An 18,892-nucleotide genomic window follows, 5' to 3' on the forward strand; every position below is an offset into this window, starting at 1 on the left:
GTAAAGTTAAAATTAAACTCATCTCTCTCGTTATTGCAAGTATATACTCATGCAGATTCAGATAGGCTCTCTTCTTCCACCATCAGGTATTTTTTCATGCTGTCTGCATCGAAGGCAGAGCTTGATTGATTTGAGAATTCCATTATACACGAATGGGCATGCAGGAGATGATCACAATTGGAGGCCTTCAAGAGGTCGTGAAGCTGTTTGTCTTCCTTGATGTCGGAGTGCAAGAAGGTGCTTAGCCGATCTAATCCGGTATACTTTTTATCGAGCTTACTTATACCCAGGTTTCGCTTCAATAGATCCCCTTCAGGTGTATCATCGTTGGTGAGGAAAAGGAAGGTACGTAGCAGAGCGATCCCGTCTATGACCTCTACTACGAAGTAGCCCAGCTTGAAACCATAAAAGGAATAGGTCAATAAAGCCCTGGTAGAGCTAATGGGCGTCAGTTTAGGCGATAGGAGAGATTGATCCATGCAACATCTCATGAGGTTGCGATCAAAACAATCTACCCGCTCGTACAATCGACCCATGACATGCTTTTGATAATAGACAGGCAGCTCCAGGTTCCTGATTAGGCTATTAGGATCGATATCCGAAGCTTTTAATTTGGGCACAGCCGCACTACCATTGCCATTTGCGAGATACATGCAGACGCTACGGTTATGACTATCTAGTTTTACTGTTTTGATAGTGGGGGTAGCACCGTGTATATATACTTTATATCCATAGGATCGTCTTGGATGAGTTTGTTCTTCGTATTGCGCTGTAAAGAAGTATAACTCTTTGAAAGGATTTGGGGTGATCTCCTTGCTTAGCATCTGTAGAAATACGAAGAAATGTCGCTCTGCATTGTTGCTTAGATTACAATAGTCGTCGATCGGTTTTATTTCTTTGATATATACACTTATACTGGGGTATTCCTCCTTTTCCATGGAGTGCACCCAGCAGTTGAGGCTCTTGATTACATTGAAGTAATCATGAAATGTGAGTATTTGGTCGCTGCCCTCTAGACTGAATGTATTGTCTTCCATATACTTGTTTATAACCTTTTGGAAGTCCTTGATCGTCTTGGGATGAAATTGAAACTCTTCTGCAGATTCTACTCTGGGGGATTGAAAACGTAGGATATACATCAGTCTCAAATCTTCTTTGGACATATCAGCACGGAGTTCTTCAGCCTCTATGTCCTCTAGTACGGCATCTACTTTTTTGCAGAATTGAGCGTAACGTTCTTTGATGTGGCGCTTTACCATGGCCTTATGGCCCAGATGTTTCTTGCTGGATTTTTTGCGCTTATTTTTCTTCTTGGGCATGGTTGGTCAGGATAGATTTAGTCGGTTTCATAATTATCTAATCTAGAAAATCTTGTGGAAAAGGGCAAATGCTAGTCATCCGATTACTGGGAGCTGTTTCTATTGCAGGTTCTCTCTGTCCTCCGGAATGCGGAGAACCTGCGGGAGGGGATGTCTCTCTTCCTGTCATCCTGAGCCATGTCGAAGGATCGAACAGGCAGAGTAGAAGATGCGCTGCTAGTAGCTATTTTTAGCACGTTTTGGTCTTGTAGAATGCTGATACCTCTGGCTGCTTGTCTAATGCCTCCTTCCCGATCCGGCAGGCGGGCGATGTACTCAGCACTATTGCAGGTTCTCCGAACCTGTAATCCATATGGACTGTAGGGCTATGCCCGTGTAGCTTATCGCTGGCATGCTGCAATTGTCACGGCTGGAAGCCTTTGGGTCATTTTTTGCACAGGTTCGGAGAACCTGCGGGAGGGAGTATGGCCGGAACCGAGGTTTCATATCGTTAAGGAATAGAACATTAATATTTGGGAAACAACAATATAGGTATAAGCCAATATTTTGCTCCGATAATTGATATCTGCTTTCTTTTTTATTGGTAATGAATAAGAAATCAACAGCATTACTATCAATACTCCAAAGTATTTTGGGCCATTAAAATCTAAAAAATTAAGCCCATCAAATTGTAGCTGTAATAAACGAAAGATAAAGAATGCATTCATTGTGAAATTAAATGATAATACCAAACAGGCTTTGAAAGTTGACATCTTACGATCACCATCAACCTTTTCTAAGAAATAATAGAAATATACCGTTAAGATTTTTGACATGTGATTGTCTAATGAGCCCTATAAATGATGATTGTCCACTAGCGCGCTTTTAAAAGCATGCTGATTTTCCCAAGTATTTGCAATACAGCCCAATAATAAACAAAAAAAGAGACGACCCTACCGAGCCGCCTCTTCATCTTAATCAAACTTTAACCAATTCTTACTGATAGATCAAGTCGAATCTATCTAGCTTCATCACCTTGTCCCAGGCAGCTACGAAGTCCTTCACAAACTTCTCTTCTGAATCGGCCTGCGCATATAGTTCAGACAATGCTCTCAGCTCAGAGCTAGATCCGAAGATCAGGTCTGCAGGAGTCGCTTTGTATTTCTCTGCTCCAGACTTACGGTCCACGCCTACGAAGTTTTCTTTTGTGTCGTCAGCGGCTTTCCATTCTGTGCTCATGTCCAGCAAGTTCACGAAAAAGTCGTTTTTCAGCGCATTGGTATCGTCGGTGAAGATGCCCTTAGACGAGCCGTCATAGTTGGCACCCAACGAACGCATACCACCTACCAGAACAGTCATTTCAGGAGCTGTCAGCGTCAGTAGCTGTGCTTTGTCCACCAATAGTTCCTCAGTAGAGAGGGTATATTTGGTCCTCAGGTAGCTACGGAATCCGTCAGCCATTGGCTCCAGCAGGTTGAACGACTCGATGTCTGTTTGCTCCTGAACGGCATCCATACGACCGGGCACAAAGTTGATGGCTACTTTGTATCCAGCATTAGCTGCTGCTTGCTCTACCGCTGCATCACCAGCCAATACGATCAGGTCAGCCATAGAGATTTTCTTAGGTGCTGCTTTCGCATTGAAGTCGCTCTGAATCTTTTCGTATACAGCCAATACTTTAGCCAATTGTGCTGGGTTGTTTACTTCCCAGTCCTTCTGTGGAGCGAGTCTGATACGTGCGCCGTTGGCACCCCCTCTTCTGTCTGAGTGACGGTAAGTCGAAGCAGAAGCCCAGGCAGTCGTCACCATTTCGTTGATTGTCAAGCCAGAGTTCAAAAGCGTCTTCTTCAATCCTGCGATATCTGATTGGCTAGCCAATGGATGATCTACTGCAGGGATTGGGTCTTGCCAGATCAAATCTTCGTCTGGAGCCTCAGGTCCTAAATAGGTCGTCTTAGGTCCCATGTCACGGTGTGTCAACTTGAACCATGCACGAGCGAAGGCATCATTGAACAACTCAGGGTTCTCATAGAATTTGCGTGAGATCTTTTCGAAAGTTGGGTCAAATCGTAATGAAAGGTCTGTAGTAAACATGGTCGGCTTGTGGGTCTTCTCCTTGTCGAAGGCATCCGGTACCATCATCTTAGGATCTTTGGCCACCCACTGGTGTGCACCCGCAGGGCTCTTGGTCAATTCCCATTCGTTTTCGAACAAGCTAGTGAAGAACAAGTGGCTCCAACGAGTAGGAGTAGGAGTCCAGGTTACTTCCAAACCGGAAGTGATCGCATCTGCACCTTTTCCTGATTTGTATTTGCTTTTCCATCCGAAACCTTGCTCTTCGATAGGAGCGGCCTCTGGATCTGGGCCTACGTTCGAGGCAGGACCTGCACCGTGGGCTTTACCCAGGGTGTGTCCCCCAGCGATCAAGGCTACAGTCTCCTCGTTGTTCATACCCATACGACCAAATGTCGCTCTGATGTCTTCTGCAGCCAACATCGGATCAGGGTTGCCGTTAGGTCCTTCTGGATTCACATAGATCAATCCCATCTGTACAGCGGCTAGTGGTGTCTCCAGGTCACGCTCTTCGTCATAGCGTTTGGCATCTGACAACCATTCTTTTTCCGCTCCCCAGTAGATGTCTAGTTCTGGCTCCCAGGTGTCTTCTCTACCTCCAGCAAAACCGAAAGGCTCAAAGCCCATGTCTTCCAGTGCTACGTTACCAGCCAATACCAGTAAGTCAGCCCATGAGATCTTGTTGCCATATTTCTGCTTGATAGGCCATACCAGACGCCTTGCTTTGTCCAGATTGGCATTGTCAGGCCAGCTGTTAAGAGGTGCGAAACGCTGTTGTCCAGCTCTTGATCCCCCACGTCCATCTGCAGTACGATAAGTACCCGCACTGTGCCATGCCATACGGATGAACAAACCACCGTAGTGTCCGAAATCCGCTGGCCACCACTCCTGTGACTCTGTCAATACTTTTCTGATGTCCTCTTTCAGTGCTTCATAGTCTACGCTGTTGAATTCTTCGGCGTAGTTGAATTCCTCACCCATTGGGTTAGATAGGGACGAATGCTGTCTGAGGATACTTAGGTCCAACTGGTTGGGCCACCAGTCTTTATTCGTTGTTTTCTTTTCTTTTTTAGTAGCTCCTGATTTACCATCAGCCTCAGCGTACATTTCCTCCTTGGCAGCTTCTTGTTGGCAAGCTGGGAGGAACCAGCTCAGCGCGATAAGCGAAGCAAATGCGAGTATCTTTTTCATATATGTAGTTGTTTTAATTATTGATTGTGATGTAAAAGTGGAGGGATTTGGCTGCCTTGCGAACGGAATCAAAACGCTTTTTTCGATAGTGTGATAGAGGAAACTTATGAGATTGATATAGATCTTGTGGATTCAAGCTTTGAATGCAGAATATTGATAGGTTATAACTATAAAGTAAGGGGCTTGAATGGAAAGCGAGTTGTTAGTGTGAGATAAGGTAACTATTCGCTAGAATTGCAAAACCTCACTGATAACTTACTTTGAACGCAGACATCCCATCTCAATTGGCCCAGGGCGATAAAAAGGCTTTTCAAGCCATTTTTGATCAGCATTTTCACGCTCTGTGTGGCTTTGGGTACAAATACCTGCGGGATACTCAGGTGATAGAGGATTTGGTTCAGGATGTCTTCGTCTCACTATGGGAGGCCAGAACCAATTTTGAGCATCACATGGCGATTAAGTCCTTTCTCTACGTTTCGCTGCGCAACAAGTGCCTCAATGAACTCAAACATCAGGTGGTAAGAGAAAAGAACCAGGAGGCGCTCATTTACGAATTGGAATCAGAGCAGTTTTTTAGTGCCCGTGTGATCGAAGAGGAGGTGTTCGGTAAGCTGCATCTGGAAATAGAAACCCTTCCCGACTCTTGCAAACAAGTGATGCTGCTGGTACTCAATGGACTAAAAAACCGGGAAATAGCAGAAAAACTCTCCGTCTCTGAAAATACCGTCAAAACCCAGAAAAAGTTAGGATACAGCAAGCTGAGGCAAGGAATGGGCTCCAGCTTTGAGGTGCTGATGTTGGCTTTTTAGTTCCTGATTTAAAAATATTTCAATTTCTCTTCACCCGTTTTTGGGGCTTGCTTGTTTTAGATCTGTAAGGAAATAAAACATGGAAGAACAATTTGAAATAGCCGAGCTCATCGCTCAAAAAATCAAAGGAAGCATAGACGTCACGGGTCTGAGCCGACTGCAGGACTGGTGCGATCGAGAGGAGGCCAATCGAACTCTGCTGGAGAGGGTGGAGAGCACCGATCGTCAGATGGATCGATTAGAGATCTACGCGATGTTCGACAAGCAGCGCAACTGGGATCAGCTAGAGGACAGGCTGTCAGCCACTAAGACGGTCCAGTGGCCCGTCGCGCAATATTTCCGATACGCTGCGGCTGTACTGCTTCCATTGGCTATCGTCTATCTCTTTTATTTTCTGGCCTTCCGACCCGAGTACAAAGACCTGTCGGAGGTGGAGCAGATCATCACCCAGCCACCCAAGTCAGTGACGCTTCAGCTGGCCAATGGAGAAAAATTAGCACTCAATCAGCCTACTCAATCTGTTATCGTTCAGGGCAGAGCTGAGATCACCAACGATGCGGAGAGTTTGGTGTATAAGACACAAGCTGATCCTGCAGATGCTACTCAGGAGTTGATCTACAATGAACTGACCGTGCCTAGAGGCCAGCACTATCAATTGGAGTTAGCAGATGGTACCCATGTATGGCTCAATTCAGAATCCAGTCTTAGGTATCCCGTCGCATTTGATGCTAAGCAACGAGAAGTGTATCTGACGGGCGAGGGCTATTTTGAGGTGACACATACGGGCAGCCCCTTTCGTGTGCATGCAGGTGATATAGACGTTCGGGTTCTGGGTACTTCCTTCAATGTGTCTGTCTATGATGAAGAGTCGATGGCTACCACGCTGGTGGAGGGCAAAGTCCAGGTGGAAGTCAAAGAAGAAGGATCGCTGGTGGAGTCTCAGATTTTGGCACCCGGAGATCAAAGCGTTTGGAATCGGCAGGAGCTTCAGGTCTCACAGGTCGATACTGAACCTTTCACCTTGTGGAAAGAGGGGAAACTGGTCTTTAGCAATGATAATCTACATGATGTGATGATGCGATTGGCGCGCTGGTATGATTTTCAATTTCAGTTCGAAAACGAGGCAGCTATGCACTATCACTTTACTGCTCAATTCGACAATCAGGAAGGGCTATTGGAGATATTGACCCTGCTAGAGAAGACCGCCGAGGTGCAATTCAAACTCAAAGAGAAAACAATAATCATTCAATAAACAAAAAAAGGGAAGTGCTGCAACACCTCCCTCTGAAATTAATTTAATCAAGTTCTAAAACTCAATCTCAAAGTAAAACTATGAAAAAATCAATCAAAACCTCTATCCTCATCGCGGGGACTTTGGTGGCTATCATCATTCTGCTGTCTACGCAGTTTGGTTATGGCCAATCCAGAAGTATCAGTCTACGGATGCAAAACGTGACTTTAGAGCAAGTGATTCTCACGCTCAAGGAGCAAACAGATATCGTCTTCATTTTCAATCACGAGAAGGTGCAGCAAATAACAAACGTGAGTGTGGACATCCAGAACGGAACAGTAGAAGAGGTGTTGGATCAGGCCCTGGAGGGTAAAGACCTAACCTACGAGCGCGTAGGAGATAAAATCGTGATAGCCACCAAGGGAGAAGCCAAATCTGCTAATGGATCGGGACTGAAACAGACTGTCCGGGGCAAAACACTGGATCGGGATTCGCAATTGCCGCTGCCCTATGTGACTGTGGCAGTGCTGGGTACGCAACCGCTACTGGGAGCTGTGTCAGACATTGACGGCAATTTTGTGATCGAAAATGTACCGGTAGGGAGAATATGATATCCGTATGTCCTATGTGGGATATGCAGATGCCGTGTTGCCAGAAGTGCTGGTAGGCTCGGCTAAGGAAGTGGTGTTATCTGCCGAGCTGACAGAGCAAGTGCAGGCGCTGGAAGGGGTGACTGTATCTGTAGATCGGGATGAACCACTCAATGACATGGCTACTGTGAGCGCTAAGGTGTTCAATGCCGAGGAGGCCAAACGCTATGCAGCGAGTTTCAGCGATCCGGCCCGCATGGCACAGTCCTTTGCTGGCGTATCTACTGGCGATGATGCGTCCAATGAGATTATCATTCGTGGCAACTCTCCCAATTGGCTGCTTTGGAGGGTAGAAGGAGTGGAGGTGCCCAGCCCAAACCACTTTGCCGAAGAGGGCTATTCTGGAGGTGCAGTGAGTATTCTCAGTGCCAATCTGCTGGGAAGCTCTGACTTCTACACGGGCGCTTTCCCCTCCGAGTATGGCAATGCGCTTTCGGGTGTCTTTGATATCAACTTAAGAAAGGGAAACAATCGTGAGAATGAATACACGGTACAGCTGGGAGTATTGGGAGTTGATCTCTCGGCCGAGGGTCCTTTCAAGAAAGGCTATGATGGGTCCTTCCTCTTCAATTATCGCTATTCCACCTTGTCGATTCTCAACGATCTGAATTTTGAGATCTCTGAAAATGCCTTGCCTAACTATCAAGATCTCTCATTTAAATTGAACTTTCCAACCAAGCGAATAGGGACCTTTTCTCTCTGGGGGATAGGTGGCTTATCAGACGTACATGAAGAATTTATACCTAGCCCTGAACTCGGAGAAAATCTGGAAGATGGATATAGGGATGTGACCGAAACGGGGATGTATGCCACCGGGCTAAGTCACGAAATCTTTCTGGATCAACAATCTTATGTGCGTACGGTGATTTCTTCTTCGATGAGTTTCAGTGGCGAGGACTATGAGGAGATGAATGACCAGGGACAGATGAGACCCGAATTCAATGACGATCTTCAAAACAGAGCGACTCGTATTAGCTCCTATTACAACAGGAAATTGTCCAGTCGTACCACTATGCGCGCTGGAGGGATATATAACTCGCTCAATCTCAATTACTACACCAGACAAAGGGAGGAAGACACAGATGCATGGGACACCTATCTGGATAGTCATGATCAGACGCAGCTCTATCAGTTGTACTTTCAGGCCAGGTACAAGTTTACCAACGATATCTCTATGACTTATGGCTTGCACTATTCACATTTCGCTCTCAGTAGGGACAATTCTCTGGAGCCAAGACTGGGGCTGTCAGTAGCCCTGAATCACAATCAAAAGGTGAGTATAGGAGCAGGGCTTCATAGCAGACACGAAAATTTGCCCGTTTACTTCGTGAAAGCCACTGATGATCTGGGTAATGTGTCTTACCCTAATGGAGATTTGGAATTGACCAAAGCAGTGCATTTTGTCGCCAGTTATGAAAAGAAATTTTGGGAAGACTTTTCTTTCAAAGCAGAGGGCTACTTTCAGTATATCATGAACCTGCCTGTGTCTACCAACCCTGATGAGCTCTGGTCGCCGATCTTCGGAGGACTGATCCCAGACGATACCCTGGCCAATATAGGTAAAGGCCGCAACTACGGCCTGGAATTGACCCTGCAGAAGTACTTCACCCACAATTATTACTTTTTGATCACGTCCTCTTTGTTTGATTCCAAATATCAGGCGGCAGATGGGAAATGGAGAGACAGTCGCTACAATGTCGGTTTCATTAACAATCTGGTAGGCGGTAAGGAATTTCAATGGGGAGATAATAAGATGATCGGTTTAAATGCCAAATTGATTTGGTCAGGAGGCAAGCGCTATGTCCCCGTCGATCTGGAGCAATCCATCCTCGAAGGAGAAACAGTTTATCAGGAAGGGGATTTGTTTCCTGTTCAGTCAAAGGACTATTTGAGGCTCGATATTGGGGCAGAGCTTCACTTTTACAAGTCCAAATCAGAGCATGTCATATCCCTGAACGTACAAAATGCGACCAATCGCATGAATATCTGGTACGAAGACTATGATAGTGTCAAAGAGGAAGTTTACTTATACCCCATGGCCGGTCTAATACCAATATTGAACTACCGCATTGAGTTTTAGATCCATGACTGAGTTTTATTGTCCTTTTTTATCTTTTTGCTAAACTAGCTCGATTGCAATCCTTTTATTCTTGAAAAAATCTTATCTTAAGGATATCCATCCCGAAGAATTATCCTAGTAGCAGAGGTAGTTTTACTATTATGTGTAATAAGTACACTTTATAATTACCTTTGACAGGCATGAAAATGAATCGGTCTGATTCAAATATGGTTGAGAGATAAAATTATTGACAATGAGTAAAAGGATTGCGATATGGGTTGTTCTGCTGTTTAGCTTCCATACTATCTGGTCTCAGCATTACAGGTTCAAGCATTTGACTACAGAGAATGGCTTGGCGCAAAACATGGTAGACTGCATGTTGCAGGACAGCCAGGGCTACATTTGGTTGGGTACCTGGAATGGTCTTTGCAAATATGATGGCTACACTTTCGAGACTTTTGATAGTCGTGCTGGTGGCGAATCTACGCTCGGCAATAATTTTGTTTATGCTTTACAGGAGGATCAATTCGGCAACATATGGGTCGGTACGCGCAAAGGCCTATTTGTGTATCTATATAATCGCAAGGTTTTTCGTTTAGTTGATTTGAGCCAGTATGGTGTTTCTAATCAATCTTCTTTTCATTCTATTTACTCCAACAAAAAAGGAGAATTACACATCGGTTCAAGCGAAGGATTGACCTCTCTTAAAATCAATAATTCGAAAGGTGAAACTACCTTGATCCGTCATCTTTACCTCAATCAAAAAGAAGGGTTGAACGGTGGAGTGGTTTCTGCCATAGTAGAAGATACCAGAGGTCAAGTATGGGTAGGGACTGATTCTGCTCTATATACACTCAATAAAGAAGGCGAAATCATGAGTCAGCACCAATTTGATGAGACGAATCCTGAAAGCCTGTCCGCCAATTTGATACATGATTTACATGTGACCAGAGATGGTCAGTTATGGGTAGCTACCGAGGTAGGTTTGAATCAATATGATCCGATCAGAGATGCCTTTGTTCGCTACTATTACCAGCCTGATGACCCTAATAATAGTTTGTTGCACAATACGGTCATGAACCTGGAAGAGAGTCATGGTAATTTGCTCATTGCCACTTTGGGGGGGCTCACTATTATGAATAGGAATACAGGGAAGCTATCTAATTACAGGAACAATCCTACAGACAATTTTAGCTTGAATAATGATTTCTTGAATTGCCTTATGATTGATGATGAAGAGAACATTTGGATTGGCACAGAAAGGGGAGGCGTGAACATCATCAACTCCAGACAGAACAGTTTTGAACAGATCAAGTTCGAAATCGGTAACTCAAATAGTCTTAGTCATAGTACGGTCAATTCTATCTATGAAGATGAGGAATACTTATGGATAGGGACAGCAGGCGGTGGTCTCAATCGGGTCAATAAGCAAACTCAAAAGTTTGTACATTTTCAATTCAACTCTCCGAGTCAGAGGCAGATCTCTAGCAATTTTATTACCAAGATTTACCGAATGAAAAATGGTGAGCTCTGGGTGGGGACCTGGGGTCAGGGCATCAATGTTTTACCAGAAGGTCGCTCGGATGGTCCCTTCCAGACCTTGGCGGAAACTGATTCAGGCATCATCAATCCATTTATTTCTTCAATTATAGAGGATAAGTGGGGCTATGTATGGATAGGTACCTTAGGAGGACTATACCGTCTGGACCGAAAAACTGGTGATGTATTGCGGGTACAACCAGTAAATCAGAAAGTTTTGGTATCCGGAGTGGGATGTCTAACGATAGATTATCAGGGAAAGCTGTGGGTAGGAACCCGTGAAGGACTCTTTCGTCTTGATCCGCTACAACCCAATGAAAGCATTCAAACCTTTCGTCACCAGGACAATAACTCTAATTCAATTAGCGGTAACTATGTGATTTCGCTCATAGAGGATCATGTGGGCAACATGTGGGCTGGTACTTATGGTCAGGGGATCAACAAAATTAAAATCAATGACAAATCGGTGAGAATCACTCGCTATGATACTCAATCGGGGCTCAGTAACAATATCGTATTTGGTATTGAGGAAGATCGGGATCATTTTTTGTGGTTGTGTACGGATTATGGTTTGAGTCGTTTTGACCCTAAAACGGAAACTTGTAGGAATTTTTATGTCTCTGATGGGTTATTGAATAATCAATATTATTGGTCTTCCACATTCAAAAATAAAGAGGGTAAACTCTATTTTGGAGGAATGAATGGTGTGGATGTTTTGCATCCAGACTGGATCAGTGAAGAAATTGATCAGCCGGAGGTAGTCATTACTGACCTGAAACTACTGGACCAATCAGTGGTTCCGCATCAATCCTACAATGGAGTTGAGGTAACAGAAAACTTAATCTCGAAAGCCAAAGAGATTACCCTTTCATATAAGGAGAAGATTGTGTCGCTGGAGTTTTCGACATTCAATTTTTTGGATTCAGATTTGATCACCTATGCCTATTATTTGGATGGATTTGATCAGCAGTGGAATTATATCGGTTCCAAAAGACATTTTGCAAGCTATACCAACCTGAAGCCTGGCGAGTATACCTTTAAGGTCAAGGCAGCTGGTCCGAATGGTATTTACAATGAGTCCCCCACAGAACTTAAAATCAGTATTTCACCTCCTTTTTGGGAAACCGTTTGGTTTCAGCTGTTGGCAGTGATACTTATAGCCACGGGATTTGTTGCTTATATCCGTTTCAGGACCTATAGTTTGAAAAGACAAAAGGAGATACTAGCCAAACAGGTGCAAGAAAGGACAGAGGAAATCAATCGTCAGAAAGAGGCCTTGACCTACCAATCTATGCAATTGCAAAAGACGAACGCCACACTGGAAGAAAAGCAGAAGTTCATCGAAGGGCAAAATTCGCAGTTGGAAAGTAAAAATCGTGAGATTGGTGAAAGAAGGGATGAATTGCTAGAATTGAATAACAAACTGAAATTGGTCAGTCAGCTTCGATTGAGCTTTTTCACCAATATCTCTCACGAGTTCAGGACTCCTCTGACCTTGATTATTGGACCTTTAGAGCGCTTGATGAACAATTATAGCTTTGGTGAGGAGGTTAAGAATAATTTAGAGGTCATTAATCGAAATGCCAAGAGATTGCTCCATTTGATCAATGAGATCATGGAATTTAGAAAGATTGAGCAGGGTAAATCAGAATTAAAAGTGGGCCATGGTAATATTGAACATTTTTCCCGTCAGATCTTTGAAGCCTTCACTCCTTTGGCAGAAATCAAGGAAATTGACTTTAGTTTTGAAGCTCATCAAATACCCGATAAGGTTTGGTTTGACTCGGAGAAAATAGAGAATATACTTTACAACTTGCTCTCCAATGCATTTAAGTATACACCAAACAAAGGAGCGATTAAAGTACAGTTGGCGGTACTGAAGGCGGAAGAAAGTCGATTGAACTTGGATTCAGATGAAAACACGCAAGGTCAGGAGGTAGTAAGTATCAAGGTCATTGATAGTGGATCAGGTATCAGTGAGGAGAATTTGCCTTTGATTTTCAAGCGTTTTTATAGAATTGAGTCTGAGGATGCCTTCAAAATTGGCGGATCAGGTATTGGTTTGGCGATTACTGAAGAGTTAATTAAGGCTCATCATGGAGACATTTTCGTAAGTAGTGAAATAGGTGAAGGTTCGGTTTTCGAAATCCAGTTTCCAAGCATTTATCAATCAGGAGAGGAATTGAGCTTCGTTCAACCTGATCAACCCAATATCCAATCTCAGATAGAGATTTTGAAAAATGAGTTGATGATCCGAAGGGAGGAGCCTGAGCAAAAGGAAGAGCTTTCTATCAATGATGATAAGTCGACCATTCTAGTAGTAGAGGACAATTTGGATCTTCGCAAATTCATTTCGCTTAGGCTTAGCGAAAAATACAATATAGTTGAAGCCAGCAACGGATTAAAAGGGCTTGAGTTTGCTGAAAAGTATAATCCTGACCTGATCGTCAGTGATGTGATGATGCCCCAGATGGATGGATTTGAAATGTGCACCTCCATCAAAAACAACTTTAGTACGAGTCACATACCGGTCATTCTCCTTACAGCAAAATCATCTGTCGAAAATCAAATTGAAGGATTGCAAATCGGAGCAGATGACTATTTGCCTAAGCCTTTCAATTTTGAATTGCTGGAAGCAAGAATTGCCAATTTGATAGAGTCTAGGAGAAGACTGCGTCAACAATTTCAGCAAGAGGACGAAATACAGCCAGCAGCTGTTGCACAGAATACCAAAGATCAAAGATTCATGGAGAGAGCGGTTCAGTTGGTAGAAGAGCAGTATTCTAATTCTGAATTCGGATCTAAGGATTTGGTGACCGCATTGGGGATCAGTAGAAGTTTGCTGCACAAGAAATTGACTTCCCTTACAGGACATTCAGCCTCAGAGTTTATCAACCACCTCAAGATGAAGAAGTCCAAGGAATTGCTGAGAGAGGGAGATAAGAATATTTCGGAAGTAGCCTACGCAGTAGGGTTCAATGATCCTAAATATTTCTCCAGATTGTTCAGTAAGCATTTTGGATATTCGCCCAAAAAGTACCAGGAAAAGCTCTTTCAATGATTACACTTTCACTTTTCCACACAGTCGGCCATGGATTGTATGTGTAAGGGTGGATTTATGTTTACGACAGGTAGATTATCTGTCAAAACACAGTTTGCAAATCGTTGAAATACAGGTAAATGAACAATTGTCCAATCTAAATACACATGGCTCCACCTGATTTGTCCCTTCCATTCTAATCTTTACAATCACGATCGGGGTTTTCCCGACGTGTTATGACTAAATGTTTAACTATTAAGAACTAAGTATGATATGAAAAGTTTTACTAAAAGTTTCTATTTGTGCTTGCTAATGATATTAGTGAGTACTTCCATTTTTGCTCAAGGCTCGTCGATTACGGGTAGAGTAGTGGATGCAGAAATGGGCGATGCTCTGCCAGGAGCAACGGTATTAGAAAAAGGTACTTCCAATGGAACTGTGTCTGATATTGATGGTAATTATAGTATTACAGTAAGTGGACCAGATGCAGTATTGGTTGTGTCTTTTGTAGGGTATTTATCTCAAGAGATCGCGGTTGGTTCGAGATCAACGGTAGATATCAAATTAAATGCTGATGTAGCTTCATTAGAAGAGGTTGTTGTGATTGGTTATGGTACAAAAAAGAAGTCAGATGTGACTACTTCTATTGCAACAGCAGATCCTGAAATTGTAACTAAGAATGCTTCTAATGATGTTAGAAATGCATTGAAAGGACAGGTAGCAGGTGTGTCTATTCAAGGTGGTGGAGAGCCAGGGAACGAACCTCAAGTTAAGATCCGTGGTACAGCTAGTTTTGGAAATAACAATCCCCTTTACATTGTAGATGGAATTCAAACACCAATTAGCCAGGTACCTTCTCAGGATATTGAGTCTATTCAGGTACTTAAAGATGGTGCAGCCAATGCTATTTATGGTTCTCGTGGTGCCAATGGTGTAATTATCATTACGACTAAAAGAGGAAAGAAAGGTGGTTTACAAGTTAATTATAATGCCTACTACGGTGTTCAGAATGTAACTCGTCTTTATGATGTGACTAATGCTGCTGAGTATCAGGAATTGAATAATGAGGCAGTGACTGCTGCAATGCCATATAATTCTGAATTGGTTTTAGTGCCGACGAATGATCCAAATTCTCCAGATTATGTTACTGATATAGATACAGATTGGCAGAAAGAAGGATACAAGCAAGGCAAGATACAGGAACACAACATTTCACTTTCTGGAGGAAATGAAAATTCTAATTTTTATCTAGGATTGAATTATTTTGATCAAACGGGCACAGCAGTAGGAAATGGCCCTAATTACGAGCGTTTGTCCTTAAGAATTAATTCTGATCACAATCTGGGTAGTAAACTTAAGATAGGTCAGTCTTTGCAAATAGGTAATGAAGATAGAGACTTTGCGGCATTCCTAAAAGATGGGAACTGGGTTCAGGATTTAACTAGAGCAATCCCAACGATGCCTATCTATGATGAGAATATGTTGAATGGATATGGTGGACCTGATGGTGTATTACATAGATCATTGACTAATAATATTATTGGTATCAATAGTGTTTTGGTTAATAAAGGAACTAGAATAAGAACGGTAGGTAACCTTTATTTAGAATATGAGATAATTAAGGGACTGAAATTTAAGACTAGTGTAAGTGGTGAAAGAACAGATTGGAGAGATACAAGAGAACAACCTGTTTATGATTTCGGTACGACGTTTAATGATCCAGATGGAGAGTTTTTTGACTGGAGAGGAACTGCTTATTTAACAACTATTGATAATACCTTGACTTATGCTAATGTTTTTGGAAAACATAGGGTTAACGCATTAATAGGTAACACTGTATTGAATGGCAAGTCAATTACTTTGAATGCTCATGCTGTTGTTATTGATCCTTTGACACCAACCGTTATAAATAATGCTCAGCAATATAATGTGAGTGGTGGCGAGCAACAAAATAGGTTGACATCTTTATTTGGACGATTACAATACGATTTTGCTAATAAGTATTTTATTGAAGGATCAATTCGTCGTGATGGATCTTCAAGATTTGGTGAAAACATTCGTTATGGTGTCTTTCCAGCGGTTTCCGGGGGATGGAAAATTTCTGAGGAATCTTTTATGCAAAGTCTTACTTTTCTAGATCTCTTAAAACTAAGAGCTTCATATGGGGAAACAGGTAATCAGGAATTTGCCAATTATAATTATTCTACTTACGTCAACTCAAATGCTCATGCTGTATTTGGGGGGCAATTGGCTTTTGGAGCAACTCAATTGAGATTCGGTAACCCAGATTTGAAGTGGGAGACTGTGATAACCAGAAATTTTGGTGTTGATATGGCGATGTTCAATAATAAGTTCACATTCTCTGCAGAGTACTATGAAAAAGAATCTGAAGATTTGTTATTGCAGCTGCCTGTTCCAAATAACACTGGCTTGTATCCATGGGAAACTCCTTGGGTAAATGCAGGTGGAATTAAAAATAGTGGTTTAGAGTTTGTTGCAGGAATAAGTGATACAAAGGGTGATTTTTCATATTCTGTGAATGCTAACTTCAGTACTCTTAAAAATGAAGTAGTAAGCTTAGGTAATGGTGAGCCAATTCATGGTAACACTAGTATTACGGAAGAAGGTGCGGAAATTGGTAGATTCTATGGTTACAAAATTGAAGGTATGTTCCAAACTCAAGAGGAAGTTGATGCTTTAAATGCAGGTGCTCCGGATGGCTTGTACCAAGAACCAAATACAGCTGCTGGTGATTTTATTTTTGCAGATGTAAATGGTGATGGTGAAATCACCCAAGATGATAGAGTTTATTTGGGGAGTGCAATCCCAAAATACTACTATGGTGGTAGTATCACGGCAGGGTACAAGAATTTTGATTTTAACTTGAATTGGCATGGTCATGCAGGAAACAAGGTTTTGGATATGGTAAGAGTGTCCTTAGAGAACGGGGCTGGTTATGCTAATTATGACAGAGCTTTGTTGGATAGATGGCAGCAGGAAGGGGATCAAACGGATATTCCCAGAATGGTTATTGGTGATCCTAATGGTAACGGAAGAGCTTCAGATAGATGGTTAGAGAACGGTAGTTTTGTAAGAATTTCTTCAATACAATTAGGTTACTCACTTCCAGAATCTATTATTTCCAGAGCAAGAATTTCTAAGTTCAGAATCTATGGTTCAGTACTTAACCCAGTGGTATTTACGAAGTATCAGGGAACAGATCCTGAATTCGGTAACGATGGCTTATTCAATAGAGGTATAGCCATGTCTGATGCTCCAAATAAAGCTTTTAACAGTTTTACTGGAGGATTTCCTACTCCACGAACTTTCATGTTGGGAGTTCAAGTTCAATTCTAATTTGTGAATTAAAAAATTGAATCGAAATGAAAAGTCTAAAATATATATTAGTAGTATTAGTCCTATTCTCGGCATTTTCATGTCAGGAAGACTATTTGGAATTGTCCAATCCTAATCAACCCGATGCAGCGAAATTTTGGAAAACTGAAGATGATTTTGAGAAAGGCGTGAATGCTATTTATCAAAATTTGTACTATGATGGATCATGGTTAAGATTTGCTTCTATTGCTCTAGACGTACGAGGCGATGATGTACGAGGTGATAGTCCTTGGCCAGTTATTGGTTTGGCAGGAACTTTTACTCATCCCGGTGATGAGTTGATGCAACAATGGATTTGGATTGTGTTTTATGGTGGTGTTCATAGATCCAACTTGGTAATTTCTAAGATTGATGATATTGAATGGGAGGATACCGCTCGAAGAGAGGAGTTGTTGGGTCAGGCTTATTTTATGAGAGCCTTTTACAATCATCATCTTGTTAATTTCTTCAACAATGTGATCATATATGAAGAGGCGCTTTTGAGCCCTGAAGATTCATATAGAACTACAACCGATCCAGCGGAAGCAAGACAGTCAGTGATAGATGATTTTGCAATGGCAGCATCACTTTTACCAGAGAGCTATGATGATCCTGCTGATCTTGGTAGAGCTACTAAAGGTGCAGCTTATGGTTATTTAGGTAAATGTTTGCTTTTCGATCAGAGATATACAGAAGCTGCAGATGCTTTTGAAGAAGTGATGGCAATGGGTTATAGCTTGATGCCGAATTTTTTGGACAACTTCACGGAGGCTTATGAAAACAATGCTGAATCAATATTCGAAATTCAATTTGATAGATCAGTAGGTGGTACAGAATTAGGTTGGGTAAGTGAGCCAGCAACCACATGGTCCAAGACTACTGCTAGAGCGATTACATATGCCCCTGTTGGTTTTGGCTGGTCTGATGTAGTTCCTACTCAATGGGCGTTTGATCAATTTTTTGTAGAGCCTACTACCACGGGTGGTGTTGATGCTAGATTGGATGCTACTATGTTTTATGAATATCCAGGAGCTACTGTTTATGGAAATGATTTTGCTTCATATTATGGCCCTGGTTCTGGATTGATTTTCCCTAAGAAATATCAAAACTATTTGACCATTGCAGATGAGTTTGATTGGAGATCAGGGATAAACGAACGCCTATTGAGATATGCTGACATCCTTCTTATGTATGCCGAGTGTCAAATTGAGTTAGGTGATAATACTGCTGCTGCATCTTATATTCAAATGATTAGAGATAGAGCTGGTTTGCCAGATAGAGAGGCAGAAATGGCTGCAATGTCGAAAGCGGAAATATTTGACGAATTGGCACATCAGAGATTGTTGGAGTTTGTATTTGAAGGACACCGATTTGATGACATCAGAAGATGGGGTTGGTTACAAGATCCTACAAAGTTAGCAGAGCTTCAATCGCACGATTCTGAATTCAATGCATATGTTCCAGGAAGGGAATTCTATTTCATTCCTAGAGCTGAGATTGACGCTAACCCCAATGTGGAGCAAAACCCTGGGTGGAATAATTAATAACTTTTAATAGAGGGAAAAGTGCCGGCAGTTTATACTGTCGGTACTTATACCAAGCATTTAATATCTAATTGCTTTGCGAC

General features: G+C 42.4%; 9 protein-coding genes. 7 read left to right on the top strand and 2 right to left on the bottom strand.

The features are described from left to right. Positions 1-47: 47 nt before the first annotated feature. Together N7U62_RS00270 and katG are read right to left on the bottom strand one after the other, a co-directional pair. The gene (locus tag N7U62_RS00270; RefSeq protein WP_264135867.1) at positions 48-1,319 is read right to left on the bottom strand and encodes a hypothetical protein; all 1,272 of its coding nucleotides are present in this window, start codon (positions 1,317-1,319) and stop codon (positions 48-50) included. Positions 1,320-2,294: 975 nt separating this feature from the next. After that, on the bottom strand, positions 2,295-4,562 hold the full coding sequence (gene katG / locus N7U62_RS00275; RefSeq protein WP_264135868.1) for a catalase/peroxidase HPI: 2,268 nt from the start codon (positions 4,560-4,562) through the stop codon (positions 2,295-2,297). Positions 4,563-4,822: 260 nt separating this feature from the next. Here katG and N7U62_RS00280 point away from each other — a divergent pair, with 260 nt between their 5' ends. The 7 genes from N7U62_RS00280 to N7U62_RS00310 all read left to right on the top strand — a co-directional run bounded on the left by N7U62_RS00280 (position 4,823) and on the right by N7U62_RS00310 (position 18,809). After that, positions 4,823-5,371, top strand: coding sequence for an RNA polymerase sigma-70 factor (locus tag N7U62_RS00280; RefSeq protein WP_264135869.1), 549 nt, complete (start codon positions 4,823-4,825; stop codon positions 5,369-5,371). 79 nt (positions 5,372-5,450) lie between these two features. Continuing rightward, the gene (locus N7U62_RS00285) at positions 5,451-6,623 is read left to right on the top strand and encodes a FecR family protein (protein ID WP_264135870.1); all 1,173 of its coding nucleotides are present in this window, start codon (positions 5,451-5,453) and stop codon (positions 6,621-6,623) included. A gap of 80 nt (positions 6,624-6,703) precedes the next feature. Then, positions 6,704-7,213 (top strand): STN and carboxypeptidase regulatory-like domain-containing protein, encoded by a 510-nt coding sequence (locus tag N7U62_RS00290; RefSeq protein ID WP_264135871.1) that lies wholly within the window; start codon positions 6,704-6,706, stop codon positions 7,211-7,213. 7 nt (positions 7,214-7,220) lie between these two features. After that, positions 7,221-9,332 carry a TonB-dependent receptor plug domain-containing protein gene (locus tag N7U62_RS00295; protein WP_264135872.1) on the top strand — a complete coding sequence of 704 codons (2,112 nt, stop codon included), beginning with the start codon at positions 7,221-7,223 and terminating at the stop codon, positions 9,330-9,332. A gap of 232 nt (positions 9,333-9,564) precedes the next feature. Continuing rightward, complete coding sequence (locus tag N7U62_RS00300; RefSeq protein ID WP_264135873.1) at positions 9,565-13,911, top strand: hybrid sensor histidine kinase/response regulator transcription factor; 4,347 nt, start codon at positions 9,565-9,567, stop codon at positions 13,909-13,911. Positions 13,912-14,163: 252 nt separating this feature from the next. Beyond that, positions 14,164-17,247: a SusC/RagA family TonB-linked outer membrane protein gene (locus N7U62_RS00305; protein ID WP_264135874.1), complete on the top strand. Its 3,084-nt coding sequence runs from the start codon at positions 14,164-14,166 to the stop codon at positions 17,245-17,247. Positions 17,248-17,273: 26 nt separating this feature from the next. Further along, positions 17,274-18,809: a RagB/SusD family nutrient uptake outer membrane protein gene (locus N7U62_RS00310; RefSeq protein ID WP_264135875.1), complete on the top strand. Its 1,536-nt coding sequence runs from the start codon at positions 17,274-17,276 to the stop codon at positions 18,807-18,809. Positions 18,810-18,892 lie beyond the last annotated feature (83 nt).

Origin of the sequence: Reichenbachiella ulvae (genome assembly GCF_025833875.1) — a bacterium.
Classification (GTDB): domain Bacteria; phylum Bacteroidota; class Bacteroidia; order Cytophagales; family Cyclobacteriaceae; genus Reichenbachiella; species Reichenbachiella ulvae.